We start from the raw sequence: 19941 nt of genomic DNA on the forward strand, positions 1-19941 counted from the left end.
TGGATCTAGGCTTTAGGCACAACTTTATAAATACCTACACCATCAACCCCAAGGTATAAATCTCCATTTGGATGGGTCGCAATACTGCGCACTCTGCCAACACCCTCAAATACTTTGCTGTGGCCAGTGACTTTATTACCATCGAGTTTAACAAGCACAAGGTGAGCAAACTTCATTGAGCCCACGGCTATTTGCCCTTGCCACTGCGGGTATTTATCGCTATTTATAAACGCCATACCAGAGGGCGCAATTGAAGGTACCCAGTACCAATCTGGTTGCTCCATGCCTTTGCGGCTTGTTTCATCGGTGATTTTTGTACCAATGTAGTTAATGCCGTAGGTGATCTCAGGCCAACCATAATTAGCCCCAGCTTTAATAATATTAATTTCATCTCCCCCACGAGGGCCATGTTCATGACTCCAAATTACCCCAGTTTCTGGGTGCATAGCCATACCTTGAGGATTACGGTGACCATATGAGTAAATGCTTTTACGCGCGCTCTTATGGTTATAAAAAGGGTTTGATTCAGGAATAGAGCCATCACTGTTGATACGGTGAATTTTACCCGCATCGTAATCAAGGCTTTGTGGGTGAACATCTCTGTCGCCACGGTCGCCAATCGAAAAATACAAATAACCGTCTTTATCAAACTCAATACGCGAACCATAGTGTTTAGTTGTTGTGGTATTTGGTTCACCATTAAATAAGAGTTGCTGGTCTACAAGCGTCATGTCCTTTAAACGTGCACGCATTATTGAGGTGTTATAGCCTTCATCATCACCTTCATAACCTGAGTAAGAAAGGTAAATCCAGCCATTGTCGGCAAAATTTGGGTCGAGCTCTATATCAAGTAATCCCCCTTGGCCTTCTGCGTGAAGCTTAGGAGTTCCTTTGATTATTTGTTTATCAAGCTGACCATCGCGGATCAGCCTTAACTCACCACGCCTATCGGTCACTAATAAATCACGCTCGTTTAGCCACGCCATACCCCAAGGGATCTGAATCCCTTTACTCACTAATTCAAGCTCATACTTATTGGCACTGGCATCTAACGGAATTGTTTGCTCTGGCTGCGCACATGCCTGCAAGCTGGTTAAACTGATAGAAGCGACGACGAGGCTGCTAAATAAAGACTTTTTCATGGTTACTCCAAATTATTAAGCACAATACTATTAGCCTAGCTTGTTCGTAGGTAAATTGTTATTAACTTTCAGTAAAGTGCGACTATTGGTAGAAAAAGCGGGATAGAACAAAAGCGGTTGTAAGTTAGGGGTTAGGGGTTAGAGGCTAGAGGTTAGAGGTTAGGGGTTAGAGGTTAGGGGTTAGAGATTAGAGGTTAGAGATTAGAGGTTAGAGATTAGAGGTTAGAGGTTAGAGGTTAGAGGTTAGAGGTTAGAGGTTAGAGGTTAGAGGTTAGAGGTTAGGGGTTAGAGGTTAGAGGTTAGAGTAGGAGTAGGAGTAGGAGTAGGAGTAGGAGTGGCTTCAGCCGTGAATTACGTGAGATTAGTACGCAGGGTAAACCCGCTTCTCGCTTCTCATTACTCGAAGTTAGCGCAATCGACTCACAACTAACGACTGGAAACGAGTGTCTTAACTTTCACATTTCACGGCCTCATGCGTTAACTGTTTAAGTGCGATGATTTGCCCTTGTTGGTTTTGGTCAAGGGCCAACAGGTCGCCTTGGTGAATGTGGGTATCGAGTGTGCCGTGTTTTTGTAGCTCTTCAAGTAGTGACTGTTTTATTTGTACGAGTATATTTTGCTCGCAGTCTGCGATATACCAATCGTTATCAACACTGACTAAGCGGCCAGTGAAGCGGGTACGGGTTTGATGAGCTGCAAGGGCGTGTTGGTAGTCGGCATCTAGGGTCTGTTTTTGTTGTTTTAGGTTGCTGACATAGCTGCCTTTTGCGTCAAGTTCATGAACTTCAAGCCAGTGGTAATCTGATAAATCTACAGCATATACGTCAGTCAGTTCGCGGTTATTGTATTGCAACATAATAAAGCCCAAAATGGCCAGCGCAGCAAAAACACCTGTCATTTGAAGTCCTAAAAAGCGTTGCTGTTTTGAGCGAGCTTGTTGTGGCTTTTGCATTTGCGTCAGCTGCTCAGGACTTAAAGTATGCTGTGCTTTGCGTTTTTGATAATGCGCTTTTAAATCGGCATCAAATTGCTCGTCGTCACGCTTCATGATTGCCTCCAAGTTGTTGTTTTAGGTTTTGACGGGCGTATCGCAGCCGAGTTTTTATGGTCTCATGGTTGCTTTGTGTAATGGCAACAATGTCATCGAGGCTAAAGCCTTCTTGCTGTAATGTCAGGGCTTCTCGCTGTACAAAGCTAAGCGCCATTAGTGCTTTATCAAATGCGTCATAATCGTAGTGATAACTTGCATCGTGTGGCTCAGACACTAGCTGGTTGTCTTCTAGTTCAACAAATTTTTGTTGTTTTCGAAACTCATCAATTAGCACGTTACGCGCTAAACGAAATAGCCACGCTTTTGGGTTGTTTTGCGCGTGATAAAAGTCACGTTTATCAATGACTTTTAACCAGGTTTGCTGGCAAATATCGAATGCTAAATCTTTATCACTTTGTGTTACTAGGTAGTGATAAAGGTCGTTACCGTATTGAGCAACAAGTTGGTTGAGATAACGGTTGTCGCCTGTTTTGGCATACAGCGCCAAACAATCGCTGTTTGGCGTGTCAAATAACCATGTCTTGATGCTCATTAGCATAGGCCGTTATCCATCTATTTTAAAATCAAGTTGAACGCTTTGGTTTGTTTGTAATTGTGCCACACCTTCAACTACTTTGGGGCGGTATTTCCAACGTTTTATAGCGCGAATAGCTTCTCGGTCAAATACTCGTTTTGGCTCAGCGTCAATAATGACTGGGTCGATAACTTCGCCGGTGGGTGAAATGCTGAAACTAATTTGCACCCATCCTTCAATACCATCACGTGCAGCAACAGGGGGATACTTAGGGTTAATACGCACGATAGGGGTCGCATCACCGGTTGGTTGATTAATTGCTTTACTGAGTGAGTCGCCAATGCCATCAAATTTTATAGTAGGTGTTGCATCGGAAATGATTATTGTATCTGGGTTTTCAGCAGCTGGCCGCGGGGGCGTTTTCGGTGGCACCTGAGCAACGGGCGGTGGCGGCAAAGTTTGCTTTACTTGCACTTTTGAGTCTTCGGGCACTTGGTAAATTTCAACGGTGATATCGGGGCCCATTTTTATATCTGCGCGTTGCTCTGCTGAAATTAGGTATTGCATAAAAGCAAATGCAGCAAAGGTCATTACCCCGCCACCTATAATTGCGACGGTTGTCTTTAAAGCGCCATTGCTGTTATTCAAGCTTGCTGAGTTTAGTGGTAAAGTATGCATAGCCGTTCCTTTTTGGATAATTGCTTTCATAGCTAAAACGGCTGGCAAATAAAAAAGGGGTGAAACTATTTTCACTTTTTATTTTTTCACTTTAATTAGTGTGATTCTTTAGGTAGTTATGAAACTCATTCAAATAGATAAAGCCCGTTACCGTAAGCATTTAAACCACGTTATTGTAGCGTGTGTTATTGCTTTAGCCGTTGGTAGTTTAGCCATTTCACAAACCTTGATTGCGTTATTCCCAGACCCAAGTGGGAGTCATTTTCACTGGAATCTATTGGGGGTTGTTGTGTGCAGTTTGCTGGTGGGCTTTGTACTCAATAAATACCGCAACCATGATTATATGACCGAGATTGTGTATGTGTGGGAGCTTAAAAAAGCGCTGAATAAGATTACCCGTAAAATGCCAAAGCTAAAAGCGGCTGGGCGTGAGGGCAATGCCGATGCTTTATTAGCGATTCATTACAGCTATGCTGGCTCGCGTTTGTTATGGCAGCTCGACGACAACACCATCACTATGGATGAGCTGGCAATTAAACAAGCTGAGCTTGATAGTGTCGCCGAGAAATATAATTTAAGCCTGGATGCCGAGCGCTATGATGAGGCTATTTTAAAGAACTTTTAAGGACGAGTAATGAAGAAGGTTTTGGTTGTATGTTTGGGTAATATTTGCCGCTCACCAACTGCTGAAGCGGTGCTCAGAAGTCGTGCAAAGACGCTTAATGTTAATGTAAAAGTCGACTCAGCAGGCACGATTGGCTATCACCAAGGTAATCCACCTGATTCACGTTCAAAAGCAGCAGGCGAAAAACGAGGCTACAGCTTTAAAGGGATTTATTCGCGCCCGGTTACGCAGGCTGATTTTTATGAGTTTGATTTTATTTTAGCGGCTGACAAGCAAAACCTTGCTGATTTACACGCGCAATGCCCTGAGCATTTGCAATATAAATTGTCGTTATTTTTAAGCCATGGTGATGCGGGCGAGCAAGAAATTCCCGATCCTTACTATGGTGGCGATCAAGGTTTTGAAAAGGTCCTAGATTTAATCGAAAACGCGGCGGATAACTTGCTCAAAAAGCTTTAATTTTTTTAAAAGGTCGCACTGCGACCTTTTAGTTTATTTTGATTAGTTTATTTTAAAGTCGAGCTGAACTTGGGTTGTTGATGCAACGGCATGCCCATCTTCAAATTTTGGGGCATAACGCCACTTTTTCATTGCTTTTATAGCTTCTACTTCGAATGCTTTACCGCCTTTAGACTCAAGTACGGCAACGTTATCTACAAAGCCTGTGGGAGTCACTTCGAACTCCATAATAACAGAACCACTTTGTCTAAGCTGTGCCTTTGACATGGGGTACTTAGGATGCACGCGATACAAGGGCTCTTGCTCTTGGTTGTCTTTCCACGGCACCATTTTTGCGATAGCAATACAGTGTTTGGTTGCTTCATCGCTTTTACCTATTTTTTCGTATAAATGAACTAGCTTAGAGTGGGCGTCCAGTTCGGCTTTGTGATCAAAACTGAGTGCGTCATCAAATACTTTAACAACATGGTTAAGGCGCTCAATTGCGTAGTCATAATCGTGCCTGCTTTGAGCAAAAGCGGCGGCTAAAAAGTCTGCTTGAATACGCTCTAGCGAGTTACTTGGCACATTATCTTTGTAATATTCATCGGCTTCTTCTAGGTAACGTTTAGCTGTTAAGTAACGTTCACCACTGTTTTTAAGGGCCAAAATACGTGCTGCACTGAGCTTACTGTCGGCAACCAGTTTGTCATTCTTTTGTTGCTCAGCAATGCTAATTAAGTCGCTTAAGTAAGCACTTGCTTTTCTTGCTGATTGAGTCGATTCAGCCATGCCGAGCAGTGCATCATAGACTTCGGTACTGTGTTCACCATGTCTTTTTTCTAAAATAGTGTATGCCGTTTTGTATAACTCGTATTGTTTTTCGTGCTGGTACGTGGCAAGACTATTTGCGTAGTTAATGGCTAAATTCGCTGTATTATCGGTGTTTTCGCCATACACTTTTTGACCGAGTTGATAGGCTTTTTGCGCAAGTTCGGTAGTGTCTTGTTGGTTTTCAAGCGCAGCTAAATAGGCGCGGTAAGTTTCATTAAACTCACTGTTTATATCTTGATTAGCTAAACAAGGCTGGCTTAATAGTATGCCATAAACATATGGCTAAAGAGGCTTTTTTCATAATAATCCTTATTATATTTCGCAAGTTAGCTTTTAAATAAACCACAAACGAGGGTTACTCATATTTATTAGTCGAGATTAACAAAAGGTATTATAAATGTCACTTAATTGGGTAATTTCTAGTTAAAAATGCGGAGGAAGTGTTGATGAATACGGCTGTAAAATTAAGCTTGAAAGATGTGCAAAGCTCGTATCTTCGTCTGGTTTGAGTGTATAATACTTGAATTGCTGGTAACTGCCTCAATATTAGTTATCACTCGTCGTATGTTGCATTCTTACAACCTCAAACTGTTGTAATCACATTTGCAGTATTGCATTTATTTTTTTAATTTGGATTTGTCGTGGCGCAAGTAAGAGCAAGAGTCCAGCTAAATGTTGGCAAAAACAGTGATATCCCTGCAGAAATCGTCTCGTTTAGTGGTTTAAATGATGGTCAAGAGCATATTGCTTTAGTATTTAATCAAGCCGACACCGAGCAAGACATCCCCTTAATTCGTATGCATTCAGAGTGCTTAACGGGTGATGTATTTCATTCTTCGCGTTGTGACTGTGGTGAGCAGTTAAATGAGTGCATTGAAATGATGCATGAGCAAGGTGGAATTTTATTATATTTGCGCCAAGAAGGGCGTGGCATAGGTTTATACAATAAGATTGATGCTTATGTATTGCAATCGCAAGGTATGAATACTTACGAAGCGAATAACCACCTAGGTTTTGCCGATGATTTGCGTGATTTTTCTGACGCTGTTTTAATGCTCGAGGCACTTAATCAAAAGCATGTTAAGTTAATGACTAACAACCCAAATAAGCTCAAAGCTCTGCGTGATGCTGGCATTGAAGTTGATTCAGTTGTCGGCACGCATGCACACATTAAAGCAGGTGTTGTTGGTAATCGCGCTTACTTAGAAACAAAAATCAAACATGGTTCACACATGCTTGATATCAAAAAAATTAAAAAGCCTGAATAATTTTCACAGCAGGTGACTATAAACAAATAGCGCACCCAGTTATACTCGGTGCGTTTTGTCGTTATTGAATGAGAAGCTATGTCGATCGAAGTGCGTATTTTTAAAGCCGATGCAGGCGTAAAATGGTTTAAAGCAGGTTGGGAAATCTTTAAGCTGCAACCGTTTACGTTTATTTTAATGCACCTATTAATAGGTGTGATTGGTTTCTTATCGTTAGTGTTACCCCTGCTGCAAGTTGTCGGTGCATTTGTTGCCCCATTTTTAATGGCGGGCTTTTATCAAGCCGTGCTAACTAAACAACAAGGTGGCACGATTAGTCAGGCAGATATCTTTAAACCGTTTACCAATAAAGGGAATCGTATTGGTTTAGTGCGAGTTGCTGTGTATCAAATGGCGGCGGGCATTTTATTAGCGGTGTTATCTAATTTTATCTTTGCAGATGCCTATGCGGTTATTTCAAGTCAAACGTTCGACCCACAAAACCAAACACACATAGCGGATTTACTGGCAACCATTTCTATGGGGCAGGTGGCCGTTTTTTTACTGGCAATCTGTGTGTATTTAACGGCGTTTGCTTATGCAGTCCCCTTGGTTTATTTTCAAAAGCAAACCAACATGTTCCAGGTATTAAAAACCTCGTTCATGGTGTTTTATCATAATATGGCTCCGTTAGGTGTTTACGGTTTGATTTGTGCTGTATTAATGCTGATCTGTATACCTTTATCGTTTATTCCACTATTGGTTTTAATGCCAATTTGTTACATTAGCTTCTTCGTGTCTTTTCAGGCTATTTTTATGCCAGTTGTGCCAAAAAGTGATGACCAACCAAAGACACCAGAAACATCGTCACAATCAGGACGCTTTGACGCGTAATGGATGATAAAGAAAAAAAGTTAAAAAATTACGTACTTTGGTTACTTTCACGACAAGATTACTCGCGTCGTGATTTAACCCGAAAGCTACAACAAAAAGAAGCGACGCCCGAGTTTACAGAGCGTTTGTTAGATTGGTGTGAGTCACACAACTTTATTAACGAGCAGCGCTACTGCGAAGGGTTTGTACGCCGCCATTTAGCGAAGTATCATGGGGCTAAACGCATCCAAAGCGAAGCAATGGCAAAAGGGATAGATCGGGCTTTGTTAGACAAGACGCTCGAAGAGTTCGAAATCGATTGGTTTGAGCTCGCACAGGACGCATATTTAAAAAAGTTTTCAAATTCACGTAGAGAACTCGATCAGAAAGAAAAAGCGAAACGTGTACGCTACTTGATGTATCGAGGCTTTAATTACGAACAAATTGATTTTGCAATGCAAGCACAGCAATAAACGGGTGAGACTTTCACATGCAGCATATGACTACCGCACAGATCAGGCAACAGTTCTTAGACTTTTTTGCCTCTAAACAACACCAAATTGTTCCTTCAAGCTCGCTGATCCCGGGCAACGATGCCACATTATTATTCAATAACGCCGGCATGGTGCAATTTAAAGATGTATTTTTAGGTGCGGAAAGCCGCCCTTATTCACGTGCAACCAGCTCACAGCGTTGTGTGCGCGCAGGTGGTAAACATAACGACCTTGAAAACGTGGGTTACACTGCACGTCACCATACATTCTTCGAAATGTTAGGTAACTTCAGCTTTGGCGATTACTTCAAACAAGACGCGATTAAGTTTGCGTGGCAGTTTTTAACAGAGACTGTAAAGTTACCGCAAGAAAAGTTATTGGTTACTATTTACCACGATGACGAAGAAGCGTTTAACATTTGGCACAAAGAAGTGGGTCTAAGTGAAGACCGCATCATTCGTATTGCAACCAGCGATAACTTCTGGTCAATGGGTGACACGGGTCCGTGTGGTCCATGTTCAGAAATCTTTTATGATCACGGTGAAGAAATTTGGGGGGGGCCTCCAGGTTCACCTGAAGAAGATGGCGACCGTTTCATTGAAATTTGGAACCTCGTATTCATGCAATACAACCGCCATGCCGACGGTACAATGGAGCCGCTTCCTAAGCAATCTGTTGATACTGGTATGGGTCTTGAGCGTATCGCGGCTATTTTACAAGGCGTTCACTCAAACTACGAAATCGATTTGTTCCAAGCACTCATTGCTGCGGCGGCTAAAGTAACCAACGCGCAAGATTTAAATGATAAATCATTACGCGTAGTGGCTGACCACATTCGTTCGTGTGCATTCTTAGTGTCTGACGGCGTTATGCCATCAAACGAAGGCCGCGGTTACGTATTACGTCGTATTATTCGTCGTGCAGTACGTCACGGTAACAAACTTGGCGCAAAAGGCGCGTTCTTCTATAAGCTTGTTGCTGCACTAATCGAGCAAATGGGTCAAGCGTACCCTGAGCTTGCTAAGCAACAAGAAATTATCGAAAAAGTATTACGCATCGAAGAAGAGCAGTTTGGTAAAACACTTGAGCGTGGTCTAGCGATTCTTGAAGAAAGCCTTACTGACATCGAAGGTGATGTGATCCCGGGTGATTTAGTCTTCAAGCTTTACGATACTTACGGTTTCCCTGCTGATTTAACGGCTGACGTTGCGCGTGAGCGTTTCATGACTATTGATGAGCAAGGTTTTCAAGAGTGCATGGCTGTTCAGCGTAAGCAAGCACAGCAAGCGGGTAAATTTGGTGCTGATTATAACCAGCAACTTAAATCTGAAAAACACACAGACTTTAAAGGGTACGACTCAGAGCACTACACTGGCACCGTGGTTGAATTATTTGCTGAGGGCCAATCTGTTTCTGTACTTGAAGATGGCCAAGAAGGTATTGCAATTCTTGACCGTACACCATTCTACGCCGAGTCAGGTGGTCAGGTTGGTGACACGGGTGTGTTAAAAGTGGCGGGTGGTGAGTTTGTTGTTACTAACACTACCAAGCTGGGTAATGCATTTGCGCACCATGGTCGTGTACAAGGCCGCATTGGTACAAACGACAAAGCAGAAGCTACAATTGATGCTGCACGTCGCGATAGCATTAAGAAAAACCATACTGCCACGCATATTTTACATGAAACGCTTCGCCAAATTTTAGGTGATCACGTAAGTCAAAAAGGTTCACTGGTTGACCCTGAGCGTTTACGTTTTGATTTCTCTCACTTTGAAGCCGTAACAAAAGATGAATTACGTCAAATTGAGCGTGCAGTGAACGACGAAATCCGTCGTAACTTTGCGCTTGAGACTGAGCTTATGGCAATTGATGAGGCCAAGGCAAAAGGGGCGATGGCGTTATTCGGTGAGAAATACGACGACGAAGTGCGCGTAGTCACGATTGGTGATTACTCAATCGAGCTGTGTGGTGGTACTCACGTTAAGCGTGCTGGTGATATTGGTTTATTCAAAATCGTATCAGAAAGCGGCATTGCAGCTGGTATTCGTCGTATCGAAGCGGTAACAGGTGCTGAAGCTGTTGCGTATGTCAGTGAGCAGGAGCAACAGTTAAACGATGTTGCAGCTCTAGTAAAAGGTGATAGCAGCACGGTACTTGAAAAAGTAACAGCACTCCTTGAAAAGTCAAAAGGGCTTGAGAAGCAAATTGCTCAGCTTAACGATAAGCTAGCAAGTGCGGCGGGTGCATCGCTACTTGACTCAGTTGTTGAAGTGAATGGTATTAAACTTCTAGTTGCTGATGTAGCTGGTACAGAGTCGAAAGCATTACGTGGCATGGTTGATGACCTGAAAACGAAGATTGGTTCAGGCGTGATTGCACTTGGTGTAGCAAACGGCGACAAAGTTAGCTTAATTGCCGGTGTAACTAAAGACCTGACAGGCAAAGTGAAAGCGGGTGAACTTGTTAATCACATGGCTGCACAAGTGGGCGGTAAAGGCGGTGGTCGTCCTGATATGGCGCAAGCGGGTGGTACTCAGCCAGAGAACCTAAGCGCAGCTTTAGAAAGCGTAACTAGTTGGTTATCTGAACGTTCTTAATCACTAGTGGCACTTATCGTCCAAAAGTTCGGCGGCACTTCAGTGGGCTCCATTGAGCGTATTGAGGCCGTCGCCGACCTTGTTGTTAAAACAAAACAACAAGGCCATCAAGTTGTGGTGGTGCTCTCGGCTATGTCGGGAGAAACTAACCGTCTGATTGACCTCGCTAAACAAATAGATTCTCGGCCTAGTGCCCGTGAACTCGATGTGTTGCTTACCACTGGTGAGCAAGTGTCGGTATCGTTGTTGGCAATGGCAATAATTAAGCGTGGACACTCAGCTGTTAGCTTACTTGCCGATCAGGTAAATATTCGTACTGACAATATGTTCGGTAAAGCCCGTATTGAAGAAATTGCAGCGACACGGCTAAAGCATGAGCTTGAACATAACCGAATTGCAATTATTGCTGGTTTTCAAGGCCGTGATATCGAGGGCAATATCACCACGTTAGGTCGCGGCGGCACTGATACCTCAGCAGTTGAAATTGCGGGGGCAATTAATGCCGATGAATGCCAAATTTATACTGATGTTGACGGCGTTTATACGACCGATCCACGCATTGAACCAAATGCGCGTCGTATGAGCCATGTTACCTTTGAAGAAATGCTCGAAATGGCGAGTTTAGGCGCAAAGGTCTTACATATTCGCAGTGTCGAAGCAGCAGGAAAGTATAATATACCGCTCAGGGTGTTATCGAGTTTTAATCCCGATCAAGGGACCTTGATCAGTTTTGAGGAGCCGGATGTGCAAGCAAATATTGTGTCGGGTATTGCGTTTAATCGAGATGAAAGTCTTATTTATGTCAACGCAGTGCCACAAGGAATGGAAAACCTTGCAAAAATTTTGCAACTTTTTGCAGAATTCGGTATCGAAATAGATATGATTAATCAAGTTAATCATAACTTTGAAAAAATAGACTATGCTTTTACTGTGCACACAAATGATTTTGAGCAGGCGCTTGAAATTTTAACCAGTAACCAAAGTGCTATCAAAGCTGAATCTATAAATGGAGTAAGCAACGTTGCCAAGGTATCTGCTGTTGGCGTAGGGATGAAATCTCACTCAGGTGTCGCAAGTTTATTTTTTAATGCACTTGCACAAGAAAGCATCAAAGTGATACTTATATCAACATCAGAAATAAAGATATCAGTTTTAATTGATGAAAAGTATTTAGAACTGGCTGTACGTGCACTACACAAAGTTTTTTTAACTGAAAATGAGTAAGATATAGAGTTTTTACTTACTTTTAGGTCTAGTTTTCATTAAAATGATTTTGACGCGGAATCTTTTAATTTTTTGGAACATGGGAGCAAGAGAATGCTAATACTAACTCGAAGAGTAGGTGAAACCCTAATGATCGGTGACGAAGTAACAGTTACTGTTCTTGGTGTTAAAGGAAATCAGGTTCGCATTGGTGTAAATGCACCTAAAGATGTCTCTGTACATCGTGAAGAAATTTACATGCGAATCCAAGCAGAGAAATCTAACCCTAATCCGGGTAATGTTTAATCAGCAACAAGATTTTTTTAAGAGCCACTCATTGAGTGGCTCTTTTATTTAGCACGGTGGTCATTGCTTCGTTTAGCGCTTGCTTTGATAAATACTGCATGCCTTTGTCTGCTTTTAAAATATAACCCCGCTCTGTTTCAATAATCTCATTGATTTGCTGCCAACTTAATTGGTAGCTTTTGTAAGGGTTTTCGGCTTTTACACCCTCATCATCAAAACTAACGGTTACTTCACTGCCTGATGCGCGACTCAGCATTTGTCTAGTGACCCACCAAGGGCGTTTGTAGTAAAACGATAAACACTCAACGATAGCCAGCATAAACATAAAGCTGCCAAGGTAATGGTTTTCAAGCATATAAAAGGCAAGTAACCCTAGGCTTATTAGCAATACTAATAATGGATATTTTGGTTTTGCCTGTGAAGAGTAGGGCAATGACTCATCAAAGCACTCATAGTAATAAGGTTTATCTAGTGTGTAAGTTATACTTAGCGACATTCATAGTACTCACATTATTTGATACATGAAGTTTATCATTTTTAGAAAAAAACTACCGTAGTTGGTTTTCATTTTGTTGTCATTATGAGAGCTTATACCAACCTGCAATATTACTTAATCATTCAGAGGGATTAAACCTGACGCTAGCTGCGTTAAAAGTTTCTATCTAGAACAACGTAATGATGAAGCTTTTCGCCTTGCTATTGCCCGTTTTACCTGTCTCTAAACAGCTTATTTAATTAAGCTGCCTAGAGTTTAAGTGAATGCGTTTAAGTAAATGTGTTTTTAGGCGAAAATATTATGCTCGTTAGCTCATTATCTTTAGCTCTTACAGTGGCCACTAACTCGTTTTTAGTTATGGCCGACATGCCTTATACACCGATTGATGAAATTAACCTTGCTAAGCCCAATGGCAAGTTAGCAAAAGCTGTTGCGACTACGCCTCATGGCTTTTTGATGCATTTAGGTGATATGAAATCTGGCTCTCTTGCATGTACCAATGAACTCTTAACAAGCAATAAAAAACTACTTACTTCTCTTTCTTCTCAGCCATTTATTTACACGCCTGGCGACAATGAATGGACCGACTGTGACCGTGCTACGCTAAATCCCCGTTTTGATGAACTTGAGCGATTAAACTACGTTAAAGGATTAATGTATGACGAAGCATACGTTAAAAAAGCGAAGCAGCTAGAGGGCTTTACACAGCAGGCCGATATGCTTGAAAACGCTCGCTGGCAGTTTGACGGAATAGAGTTTCGCACTTTGCATATACCAGGTACGTTTAATGGCCGCTCTCAAATACTAAAAACTGATAAATATGTTGCACTCGATGCGGCCGATACACGAGACAAGCTTAATGTAAATTGGTTAAATCAGGCGTTAGTTAATCAGAGTGCGAAGGCATATGTGTTTGGCTTTCAAGCCGATATCTATCGTTCAACTAAAAAGCAGCCATGCGCTGATTCACGCCGAAGCGACTGCGACGCCTTTAAAGTATATCGAGATGCAATCAATGACTTTGCAAAGCGCACTGATAAGCCGGTGTTGGTAATGCATGGTGATACACCCCCATACTGTCAGCAGCAACTGGCTGATAATTTAACCCGTTTGAATGTACCCGGCGACTTTGAAGTAAGTGATATAGCGAAGGTGAGTTTAGTCGATGGTCATTGGCAAATTAACAGTATGGCGTCAGGGAAGGTATTAACTGTTCAATGTAAGTAAAAAATTAAGTAAAAAAAGAGCGGCTTTATAAGCCGCTCTGGTTTTAAGTTATTAAAACTTTAACTTCACACCCATTTTAAATTGACGACCTAAAACGTCATAGTTACTTGGGAATGTGTTACCTGAGTTTGAGCTTGTATCACCAGCTTCACCGCCCACTACAGGTGGCTCTTTTTCAAACATGTTATCAATACCGAATGTAACATTCATGTATTCGGTAACATGATAGCTGGCAAATAAATCGAAGTAATCATAGCTTTCAATACTTCTGAATTCTTCAAAAACATTAGGTGCTTCGATTGGCTCAACATCAACACCATCTATATGGCGCCATTGTAATGAAACCGTAAAGTCTTCCCAAATCCAGCTAGTACGTTGTACCCAGCGTAATTCAGAAACAGGATCACAGCTTGTGCTGAAATACCCTTTACAGTCAATAATGCGGGCAGTGCTGGAACTTTGTGATTCTTGAGTTAGGTATTTGTTTACATTACCAGAGAACTGCAATTCGCCCATATCATCAAGCAAAATACCAAAATTAAACCCAAGCTCTACACCCTCGGCGCGTTGGTTTTTTAAGTTGGTCGTAAATTGCTCAATACCCGCGCCAGCAATTGTTAAATCACCCCCAATGCGGTTGATTTTTGCACACTCGTTTGCATCGCCAAGTACATAACATGCATCTAGAATTTCCTGAGCTGAGAAGTTACCAATAATATTATCAATATCAATATCGTAGTAATCGAGTGTAATTGTAAAGTTTTCAACTGCACTGAACTCAGGCGTCCAGACAATACCCGCAGTAAATGTTTCTGCTTCTTCAGCACCAGGTGGGTTTAAAGGATCGCTCCCGCTGATAACTTGCACTTGACCAGATATTACATCTTGTACATTACCTACTTGCGCGTCAGTCATGCCAGTTGAAATACAAAGTTGTCTCAACGTTGCATCAATATTAGCGGCATTTGCGACAGAGCAAGGATCTTGTTGTGCATTGTCTAAGCCTGTGACTACAGGTGATGCAATCTCACCAACATTAGGTGCACGTGTTGCTTGTTGTTGCATTACACGAACAAGTACATCACTTACAGGGCGCCAGTTAAAACCGAGCTTCCAAGTTTCGTTACTACCAACAGTGTCATAGTCTGCCCAGCGGAAACCAAATTCAACATCAAGTGTTTCAGCACCAGGTAACCCATCTAACACAGGTAGGTAACCTTCTAAAAATACCTCATCAACTTTAAAGCCACCCGAAATCGGTAGCTGGTTACCACCGGCTCCCCCTTGGCAGCTTGCAGGGGCAAGTTTTAAACATTCATCCGGTTCAAAAAGGCCTTTTTCGCGACGATTTTCATAACCAAAGCTCATCGAAAGTGGCGCACCTGCACCTGGAATTTCGATAAAATTAATGGCGCCATTAACCGTTGCGGTGAAAATTTCTTGGCTGTATTTTTGCTGTTGCAGGGCGATTGCTTGAGCGTATCCTGCCATTTCTTCAGTGATTGTACCGAAACCACCAAATAAATTGATTGGCACACAGCTAGAATCACCATTTTTACAAGTGACACCATCTGTTGTATCAAGAGCATTTTGAATATTAGTTAGGTTAGTATAGCCGCCACGCACTGTGGTTCTGTTAGATTCACCATATTGGTAGCTAACATCGTATTCCCAGTCATCAAGGAAGAAACCTGTCACACCAGTTACAAGTTGGAATTGCGCACTGTCATAACGTTCTGTTCTTGCGCCAAGTTCTAACGTTCTACGACGAAGTTGAACTTTTAAATAGTCTTCACTATCAACGATACCATTGCCATTGACGTCTTGCCAGTTGCTATCATCTAAGCTTCCAGCTGCCAGAGCTGCTGTTGCTCCGTCAATCATAAATTGTCTAGCTTGGTCACCAATTAGTGGATTAGCAAGCGGTAAGTTGAAGCTTGAACCAAATGTTCCAGATGGTGCGACCTGAGTATCAACACTGGTATTTGTGTAGTTGAAGCTTGAATATACTTTATGCTCATCAGTTAAGTTATATTTAGCAATGGCTGTAGCAGAATAACGCTCTGAAGGTGTTTGGTAGAAGTTATAAGGGTTAAAGTTAAATACACTACAGGTGTCTGGTTGCAATGTTCCGTCATTTCTAAATTGCCCAGAACCTGTTGTACCCGCACCTACAATCGCAAATCTCGTAGGGAATGCAGTTGTTGAACCGCCACTTTCAACAGAGTTTGGACCGCTACAATCTGCTGGTGCTGGAATTGGGGGTTCACCATTGAGGAATTGCTCGTAGTTAGCACCTGTTTTAGTTTCTATACCGAGTAGGCCCAGCGGACGGTCACCCAGTAAGATTTGATCACGTTGGCTCCAGCCTAAAGAGAGAACCACATTGCCTTTATCATCTTCTAAATTAGAGCCGATTGTCAGGGCTATGCTGTCTTTATCGCCATCACCATCACCTGTTTCAGAGTGCTTAAAGTCTAAATCAACGCCTTGGAAGTCATCTTTTAAGACTACATTCACAGCACCTGCAATCGCATCTGAGCCGTATACCGCAGAGGCACCACCGGTAATAATGTCAATTCTTTCAATGAGGGCTGTGGGGATTGTTGAGCTATCAACAGACCCATTATAGTTGTATGGAATCATCCGGCGACCATTCATTAACACTAAAGAGCGTTGTGAACCTAAGCCCCTTAAGTTAATGGTTGCGGCACCGCCAGAGCCATTATTTACGTTACTACCGTCTCCAGGGATTGTAGAGGGAAGGGTTCTAAGGATTTGCTCTACTTCAGGTTCTTGTTGATAACCTAGTTCTTTTTCTCCAATTGAAACAATAGGGCTTGCAGAGACCGCACCAGGTTGTCTAATCCGACTACCGGTGACTGATATCACTTCGAGATCTTTTTTTGCTTCAGTTTCTTCTTCGGCTGAACTTGTTGGTGCATACAGTAAAACTGATGACACGAAGCCTGTACTAATTGCTAATCTTATAGCATTAGATAGTTTGCTGGTTAACATTGTTATCTCCCAATAAATTATAGTTGGCTAGAAAACAATGGAATACTGCTGATAGTCCATTCTTAGCAATATCAGCTTAGTATACATATTAGGTAAAAGTAAAAAAATACTTCGTTATTTTGTATATGTTTTTCAAAAATACCAATGCTTTACGAAAAAAAGCGACTTATAAAGCCGCTTTTTTTCGTAAAGTCTCTATTTTTAGCAGTTAGTTTCTTCTGCTTTTACACCTTCTTTAACTTCTTCGCATGCATCTTCTACTGCATTTTGAGCGTCGGTTACTGCTTCATCAATGCGCTCACCAGCTTCTTCTGCTGTGTTGTCTTCACACCCCATAATAAATAAAGCTGAAAATAGGGCAATAGTAGCTGCTTTTAAAGTTGAATTTTTCATAATGAAATTCCTTGTAAATAAATTAGTAAAGTAAATTGCTGTTGGTTTGTTATTACTTAGGTACATTGCCTCTAAGAGCACCTGATATAAGTGAAATAACAAGTAAAACTAAGAATATAAAAAATATGATTTTAGCTATGCCTGCTGCGGCCCCTGCAATACCGCCAAAACCTAACACTGCAGCGATTAGCGCTATAACTAAAAAAGTAACTGTCCAGCGTAACATAATGTTCTCCTTGGTTATTTAATTTCGTTTCGGTTGATTAGACTGAAGCGAGTTCCATACCAAAGTTTTAAAGTCCTTATTTTTCAATTTGTTAGTTTTGTTCTCGGTTTTTTTTGTGGCGTGTCGTTTGGTAATTATTACGAGTGATCATGTAACTTATTCATAGTGATAATTTTTCAACTTCTATGCTGAAAGTGGACGCCTGTGATTATGTTTTCTTGGTAAGACCAATTTAACCTGTATGGCATACAAGTTACCAAACCCCTTGCTTTAGCTGATTTTTACGCTGCTACGTTACACAGTTAACTATTTTTACATATAACTTTTGACTATATTGAGTATTTTTATCGTCTATATTGGGTAGTTAATTGCCGTAATGGCTTGGTGTTAATTAATTGTTTGATGTGTTACCCTGTAATTAATTGGTTTTACCAATTGACAATAAAGCTTTAAAAATAAGTTTTGTTTGTTATTATGAATGTATAAATATTCGATTTAAGTGTTTTTTTATTCTGAGTAGCGAGGGGAGCAGTATGGATATTGGTGGCTTACTTACAACCGCAGCCAGCTTAATGCTAACGGGTATGGTGGGTGTATTTATCTTTCTCAGTATTTTGATTTCAGCCGTACTGCTGATGTCGAAATTGTTGGGGCGATTTGAAAACTCTGCGAGCTCAGTTCCAGTCCGAACCGCAAAATTACAGCCTCAGCAAGGGGTACCACCGGCACATATTGCAGCTATCAGCGCTGCTATCGCTCAATTTAGAAATAAACAACAATAACGGAGCAGCTTGAACATGGCTAAATTAAAACTAACCGAATTAGTATTGCGTGATGCGCATCAATCTCTCTTAGCAACGCGTATGCGCCTAGATGATATGCTGCCTATTGCCGAAAAGCTTGATCATGCAGGTTATTGGTCTATTGAATCATGGGGGGGAGCTACTTTTGACTCCTGTATCCGTTATTTAGGTGAAGACCCTTGGCAGCGTATCCGTGAGCTAAAGGCGGCAATGCCAAACACTAAACAGCAAATGTTATTACGCGGTCAAAACCTTTTAGGTTATCGCCACTATGCTGATGACGTTGTTGAAAAATTTGTTGAACGCGCCCATAAAAATGGTGTTGATGTATTCCGTATTTTCGATGCGATGAATGATGTACGTAACTTAGAAACGGCGATTAAAGCGGCTGTTAAAGTGGGAGCGCACGCGCAAGGGACTATTTCGTATACGGTAAGCCCTGTTCATACGCTTGATATGTGGTTAAAACTTGCTAAACAATTAGAAGAGCTTGGTTGTCACTCTATTTGTATTAAAGATATGGCGGGTTTATTAAAACCGTATGAGTGTGAGCAACTCATTAAAGGGTTGAAAGAGACAGTTTCAATTCCGATTGCTATGCAATGTCATGCGACTACAGGGCTTAGCACTGCAACATATCAAAAAGCAATTGATGCAGGTATTGATATGCTTGATACCGCAATATCGTCAATGAGTATGACGTATGGCCACAGTGCCACTGAAACAATTGTGTCAATTGTTGAAGGCACAGAGCGCGATACTGAACTCGATTTAAATCAACTTGAAGAAATTGCTGCGTACTTCCGTGATGTTCGCAAAAAGTATGCGGCATTTGAAGGCAGCTTAAAAGGGGTTGATGGTCGAATTTTACTCGCACAAGTGCCTGGCGGCATGTTAACTAACATGGAAAACCAGCTTAAAGAGCAAGGTGCAGCAGATAAATTAGACCAAGTATTACTTGAGATCCCGCGTGTTCGTGAAGACTTAGGGTTCATTCCGCTTGTTACACCCACCTCACAAATAGTAGGAACACAAGCGGTACTTAATGTATTAACTGGTGAGCGTTATAAAACAATCACTAAAGAAACTGCCGGTGTACTTAAAGGTGAATATGGTGCGACACCAGCGCCAATGAATAAAGAGCTGCAAGAACGCGTCCTTGATGGTGCTGAACCGATTACTTGTCGCCCTGCTGATAAACTTGAGCCTGAACTTGAGAAATTAGAAGCCGAGCTTTTAAAAGAAGCCAAAGAGCAAGGCTTAGAGCTTGCTGATGAAGTAATTGATGATGTGCTTACTTATGCATTATTCCCGCAAATTGGCTTGAAGTTTATTAAAAACCGCCATAACCCTGATGCATTTGAAGCAGTTCCAACAGCTGAAACTGCCCAGACTGAAAGTAAACAACCTACGTCAGGCAAAAATGCCGTTAAAGCTGAGCAGTATAGCGTAAAAGTTGATGGGAAAGTTTACGATGTCGTAGTAGCGCAAGGTGGTGAGCTTAAAGAAGTTACTCTTAAAGACAGCGAATTAATTCCACAATCGGCATCAGCGTCAGCGGGTGAAACGCTCAATGCGCCATTGGCGGGTAATATCTTTAAAATTAAGGTAAAGCCGGGCCAAACGGTAAATCAAGGCGATGTGGTTATCATTATGGAAGCAATGAAAATGGAAACCGAAGTCCGTGCTGCACATACAGGCACTGTCGCTGAAATCTTAGTAGCCGAAGGTGACTCAGTTACCACTGGCGATGCTATGATTTCGTTAGCGTAGGGG

Annotated in this window: 20 protein-coding genes; 11 read left to right on the forward strand and 9 right to left on the reverse strand. The window is 41.8% G+C overall.

Going from position 1 to position 19941, the window contains the following annotated elements; genetic code table 11:
• Positions 1 to 5 precede the first annotated feature (5 nt).
• The 4 genes from IT970_RS04045 to IT970_RS04060 all read right to left on the reverse strand — a co-directional run bounded on the left by IT970_RS04045 (position 6) and on the right by IT970_RS04060 (position 3385).
• A complete protein-coding gene (locus IT970_RS04045) occupies positions 6 to 1142 on the reverse strand; it encodes a PQQ-dependent sugar dehydrogenase (RefSeq protein WP_196857626.1) in 1137 nt (378 codons plus the stop codon).
• 448 nt (positions 1143 to 1590) lie between these two features.
• On the reverse strand, positions 1591 to 2190 hold the full coding sequence (locus IT970_RS04050) for a hypothetical protein (protein WP_074989453.1): 600 nt from the start codon (positions 2188 to 2190) through the stop codon (positions 1591 to 1593).
• Positions 2180 to 2731, reverse strand: a complete 552-nt coding sequence (locus IT970_RS04055; RefSeq protein ID WP_065978423.1) for an RNA polymerase sigma factor — start codon at positions 2729 to 2731, stop codon at positions 2180 to 2182. Before IT970_RS04055 ends, IT970_RS04050 begins: the two co-directional genes overlap by 11 nt.
• 6 nt (positions 2732 to 2737) lie before the next feature.
• The gene (locus IT970_RS04060) at positions 2738 to 3385 is read right to left on the reverse strand and encodes an energy transducer TonB (RefSeq protein WP_118844071.1); all 648 of its coding nucleotides are present in this window, start codon (positions 3383 to 3385) and stop codon (positions 2738 to 2740) included.
• 118 nt (positions 3386 to 3503) lie between these two features.
• Between IT970_RS04060 and IT970_RS04065 the strand changes: the two genes are divergently transcribed.
• The gene (locus IT970_RS04065) at positions 3504 to 4010 is read left to right on the forward strand and encodes a DUF3087 domain-containing protein (protein WP_074989455.1); all 507 of its coding nucleotides are present in this window, start codon (positions 3504 to 3506) and stop codon (positions 4008 to 4010) included.
• Between the two features lie 9 nt (positions 4011 to 4019).
• The gene (locus tag IT970_RS04070; protein WP_036970515.1) at positions 4020 to 4469 is read left to right on the forward strand and encodes a low molecular weight protein-tyrosine-phosphatase; all 450 of its coding nucleotides are present in this window, start codon (positions 4020 to 4022) and stop codon (positions 4467 to 4469) included.
• Positions 4470 to 4511: 42 nt separating this feature from the next.
• Here IT970_RS04070 and IT970_RS04075 read toward each other — a convergent pair whose 3' ends face one another.
• A complete protein-coding gene (locus tag IT970_RS04075) occupies positions 4512 to 5408 on the reverse strand; it encodes an energy transducer TonB (protein ID WP_231387315.1) in 897 nt (298 codons plus the stop codon).
• A 515-nt stretch (positions 5409 to 5923) separates the two neighbouring features.
• Here IT970_RS04075 and IT970_RS04080 point away from each other — a divergent pair.
• The 6 genes from IT970_RS04080 (at position 5924) to csrA (ending at position 12002) form a co-directional block, all read left to right on the forward strand.
• A complete protein-coding gene (locus IT970_RS04080) occupies positions 5924 to 6550 on the forward strand; it encodes a GTP cyclohydrolase II (protein ID WP_036970507.1) in 627 nt (208 codons plus the stop codon).
• 78 nt (positions 6551 to 6628) lie between these two features.
• Positions 6629 to 7423, forward strand: coding sequence for a BPSS1780 family membrane protein (locus tag IT970_RS04085; RefSeq protein ID WP_065978419.1), 795 nt, complete (start codon positions 6629 to 6631; stop codon positions 7421 to 7423).
• On the forward strand, positions 7423 to 7875 hold the full coding sequence (locus tag IT970_RS04090) for a regulatory protein RecX (protein ID WP_118844073.1): 453 nt from the start codon (positions 7423 to 7425) through the stop codon (positions 7873 to 7875). The genes IT970_RS04085 and IT970_RS04090 overlap by 1 nt, the downstream gene beginning before the upstream one ends.
• 17 nt (positions 7876 to 7892) lie before the next feature.
• On the forward strand, positions 7893 to 10493 hold the full coding sequence (gene alaS, locus IT970_RS04095) for an alanine--tRNA ligase (RefSeq protein ID WP_065978417.1): 2601 nt from the start codon (positions 7893 to 7895) through the stop codon (positions 10491 to 10493).
• Between the two features lie 6 nt (positions 10494 to 10499).
• On the forward strand, positions 10500 to 11717 hold the full coding sequence (locus tag IT970_RS04100; RefSeq protein ID WP_036970498.1) for an aspartate kinase: 1218 nt from the start codon (positions 10500 to 10502) through the stop codon (positions 11715 to 11717).
• Positions 11718 to 11810: 93 nt separating this feature from the next.
• Positions 11811 to 12002, forward strand: a complete 192-nt coding sequence (gene csrA, locus IT970_RS04105) for a carbon storage regulator CsrA (protein WP_036970495.1) — start codon at positions 11811 to 11813, stop codon at positions 12000 to 12002.
• Positions 12003 to 12030: 28 nt separating this feature from the next.
• Here csrA and IT970_RS04110 read toward each other — a convergent pair whose 3' ends face one another.
• Complete coding sequence (locus tag IT970_RS04110; protein WP_065978416.1) at positions 12031 to 12498, reverse strand: YcxB family protein; 468 nt, start codon at positions 12496 to 12498, stop codon at positions 12031 to 12033.
• Between the two features lie 300 nt (positions 12499 to 12798).
• Between IT970_RS04110 and IT970_RS04115 the strand changes: the two genes are divergently transcribed.
• A complete protein-coding gene (locus IT970_RS04115; RefSeq protein ID WP_196857627.1) occupies positions 12799 to 13725 on the forward strand; it encodes a hypothetical protein in 927 nt (308 codons plus the stop codon).
• A 51-nt stretch (positions 13726 to 13776) separates the two neighbouring features.
• Here the strand turns inward: IT970_RS04115 and IT970_RS04120 are convergent, their stop codons facing one another.
• The 3 genes from IT970_RS04120 to IT970_RS04130 all read right to left on the reverse strand — a co-directional run bounded on the left by IT970_RS04120 (position 13777) and on the right by IT970_RS04130 (position 17362).
• Positions 13777 to 16743, reverse strand: coding sequence for a TonB-dependent receptor domain-containing protein (locus tag IT970_RS04120; protein WP_036970486.1), 2967 nt, complete (start codon positions 16741 to 16743; stop codon positions 13777 to 13779).
• Positions 16744 to 16944: 201 nt separating this feature from the next.
• Entirely contained in the window at positions 16945 to 17136 is a 192-nt protein-coding gene (locus IT970_RS04125) for a hypothetical protein (protein ID WP_036970483.1), read from the reverse strand.
• Between the two features lie 52 nt (positions 17137 to 17188).
• Positions 17189 to 17362, reverse strand: coding sequence for a DUF1328 domain-containing protein (locus IT970_RS04130; protein WP_036970480.1), 174 nt, complete (start codon positions 17360 to 17362; stop codon positions 17189 to 17191).
• A gap of 533 nt (positions 17363 to 17895) precedes the next feature.
• Here IT970_RS04130 and IT970_RS04135 point away from each other — a divergent pair.
• Together IT970_RS04135 and oadA are read left to right on the forward strand one after the other, a co-directional pair.
• Positions 17896 to 18144, forward strand: coding sequence for an OadG family transporter subunit (locus IT970_RS04135; protein ID WP_065978414.1), 249 nt, complete (start codon positions 17896 to 17898; stop codon positions 18142 to 18144).
• A gap of 15 nt (positions 18145 to 18159) precedes the next feature.
• Positions 18160 to 19938, forward strand: a complete 1779-nt coding sequence (gene oadA, locus IT970_RS04140) for a sodium-extruding oxaloacetate decarboxylase subunit alpha (RefSeq protein ID WP_036970475.1) — start codon at positions 18160 to 18162, stop codon at positions 19936 to 19938.
• Positions 19939 to 19941 lie beyond the last annotated feature (3 nt).

Source organism: Pseudoalteromonas sp. A41-2 (genome assembly GCF_015767615.1).
Taxonomy (GTDB): domain Bacteria; phylum Pseudomonadota; class Gammaproteobacteria; order Enterobacterales; family Alteromonadaceae; genus Pseudoalteromonas; species Pseudoalteromonas lipolytica.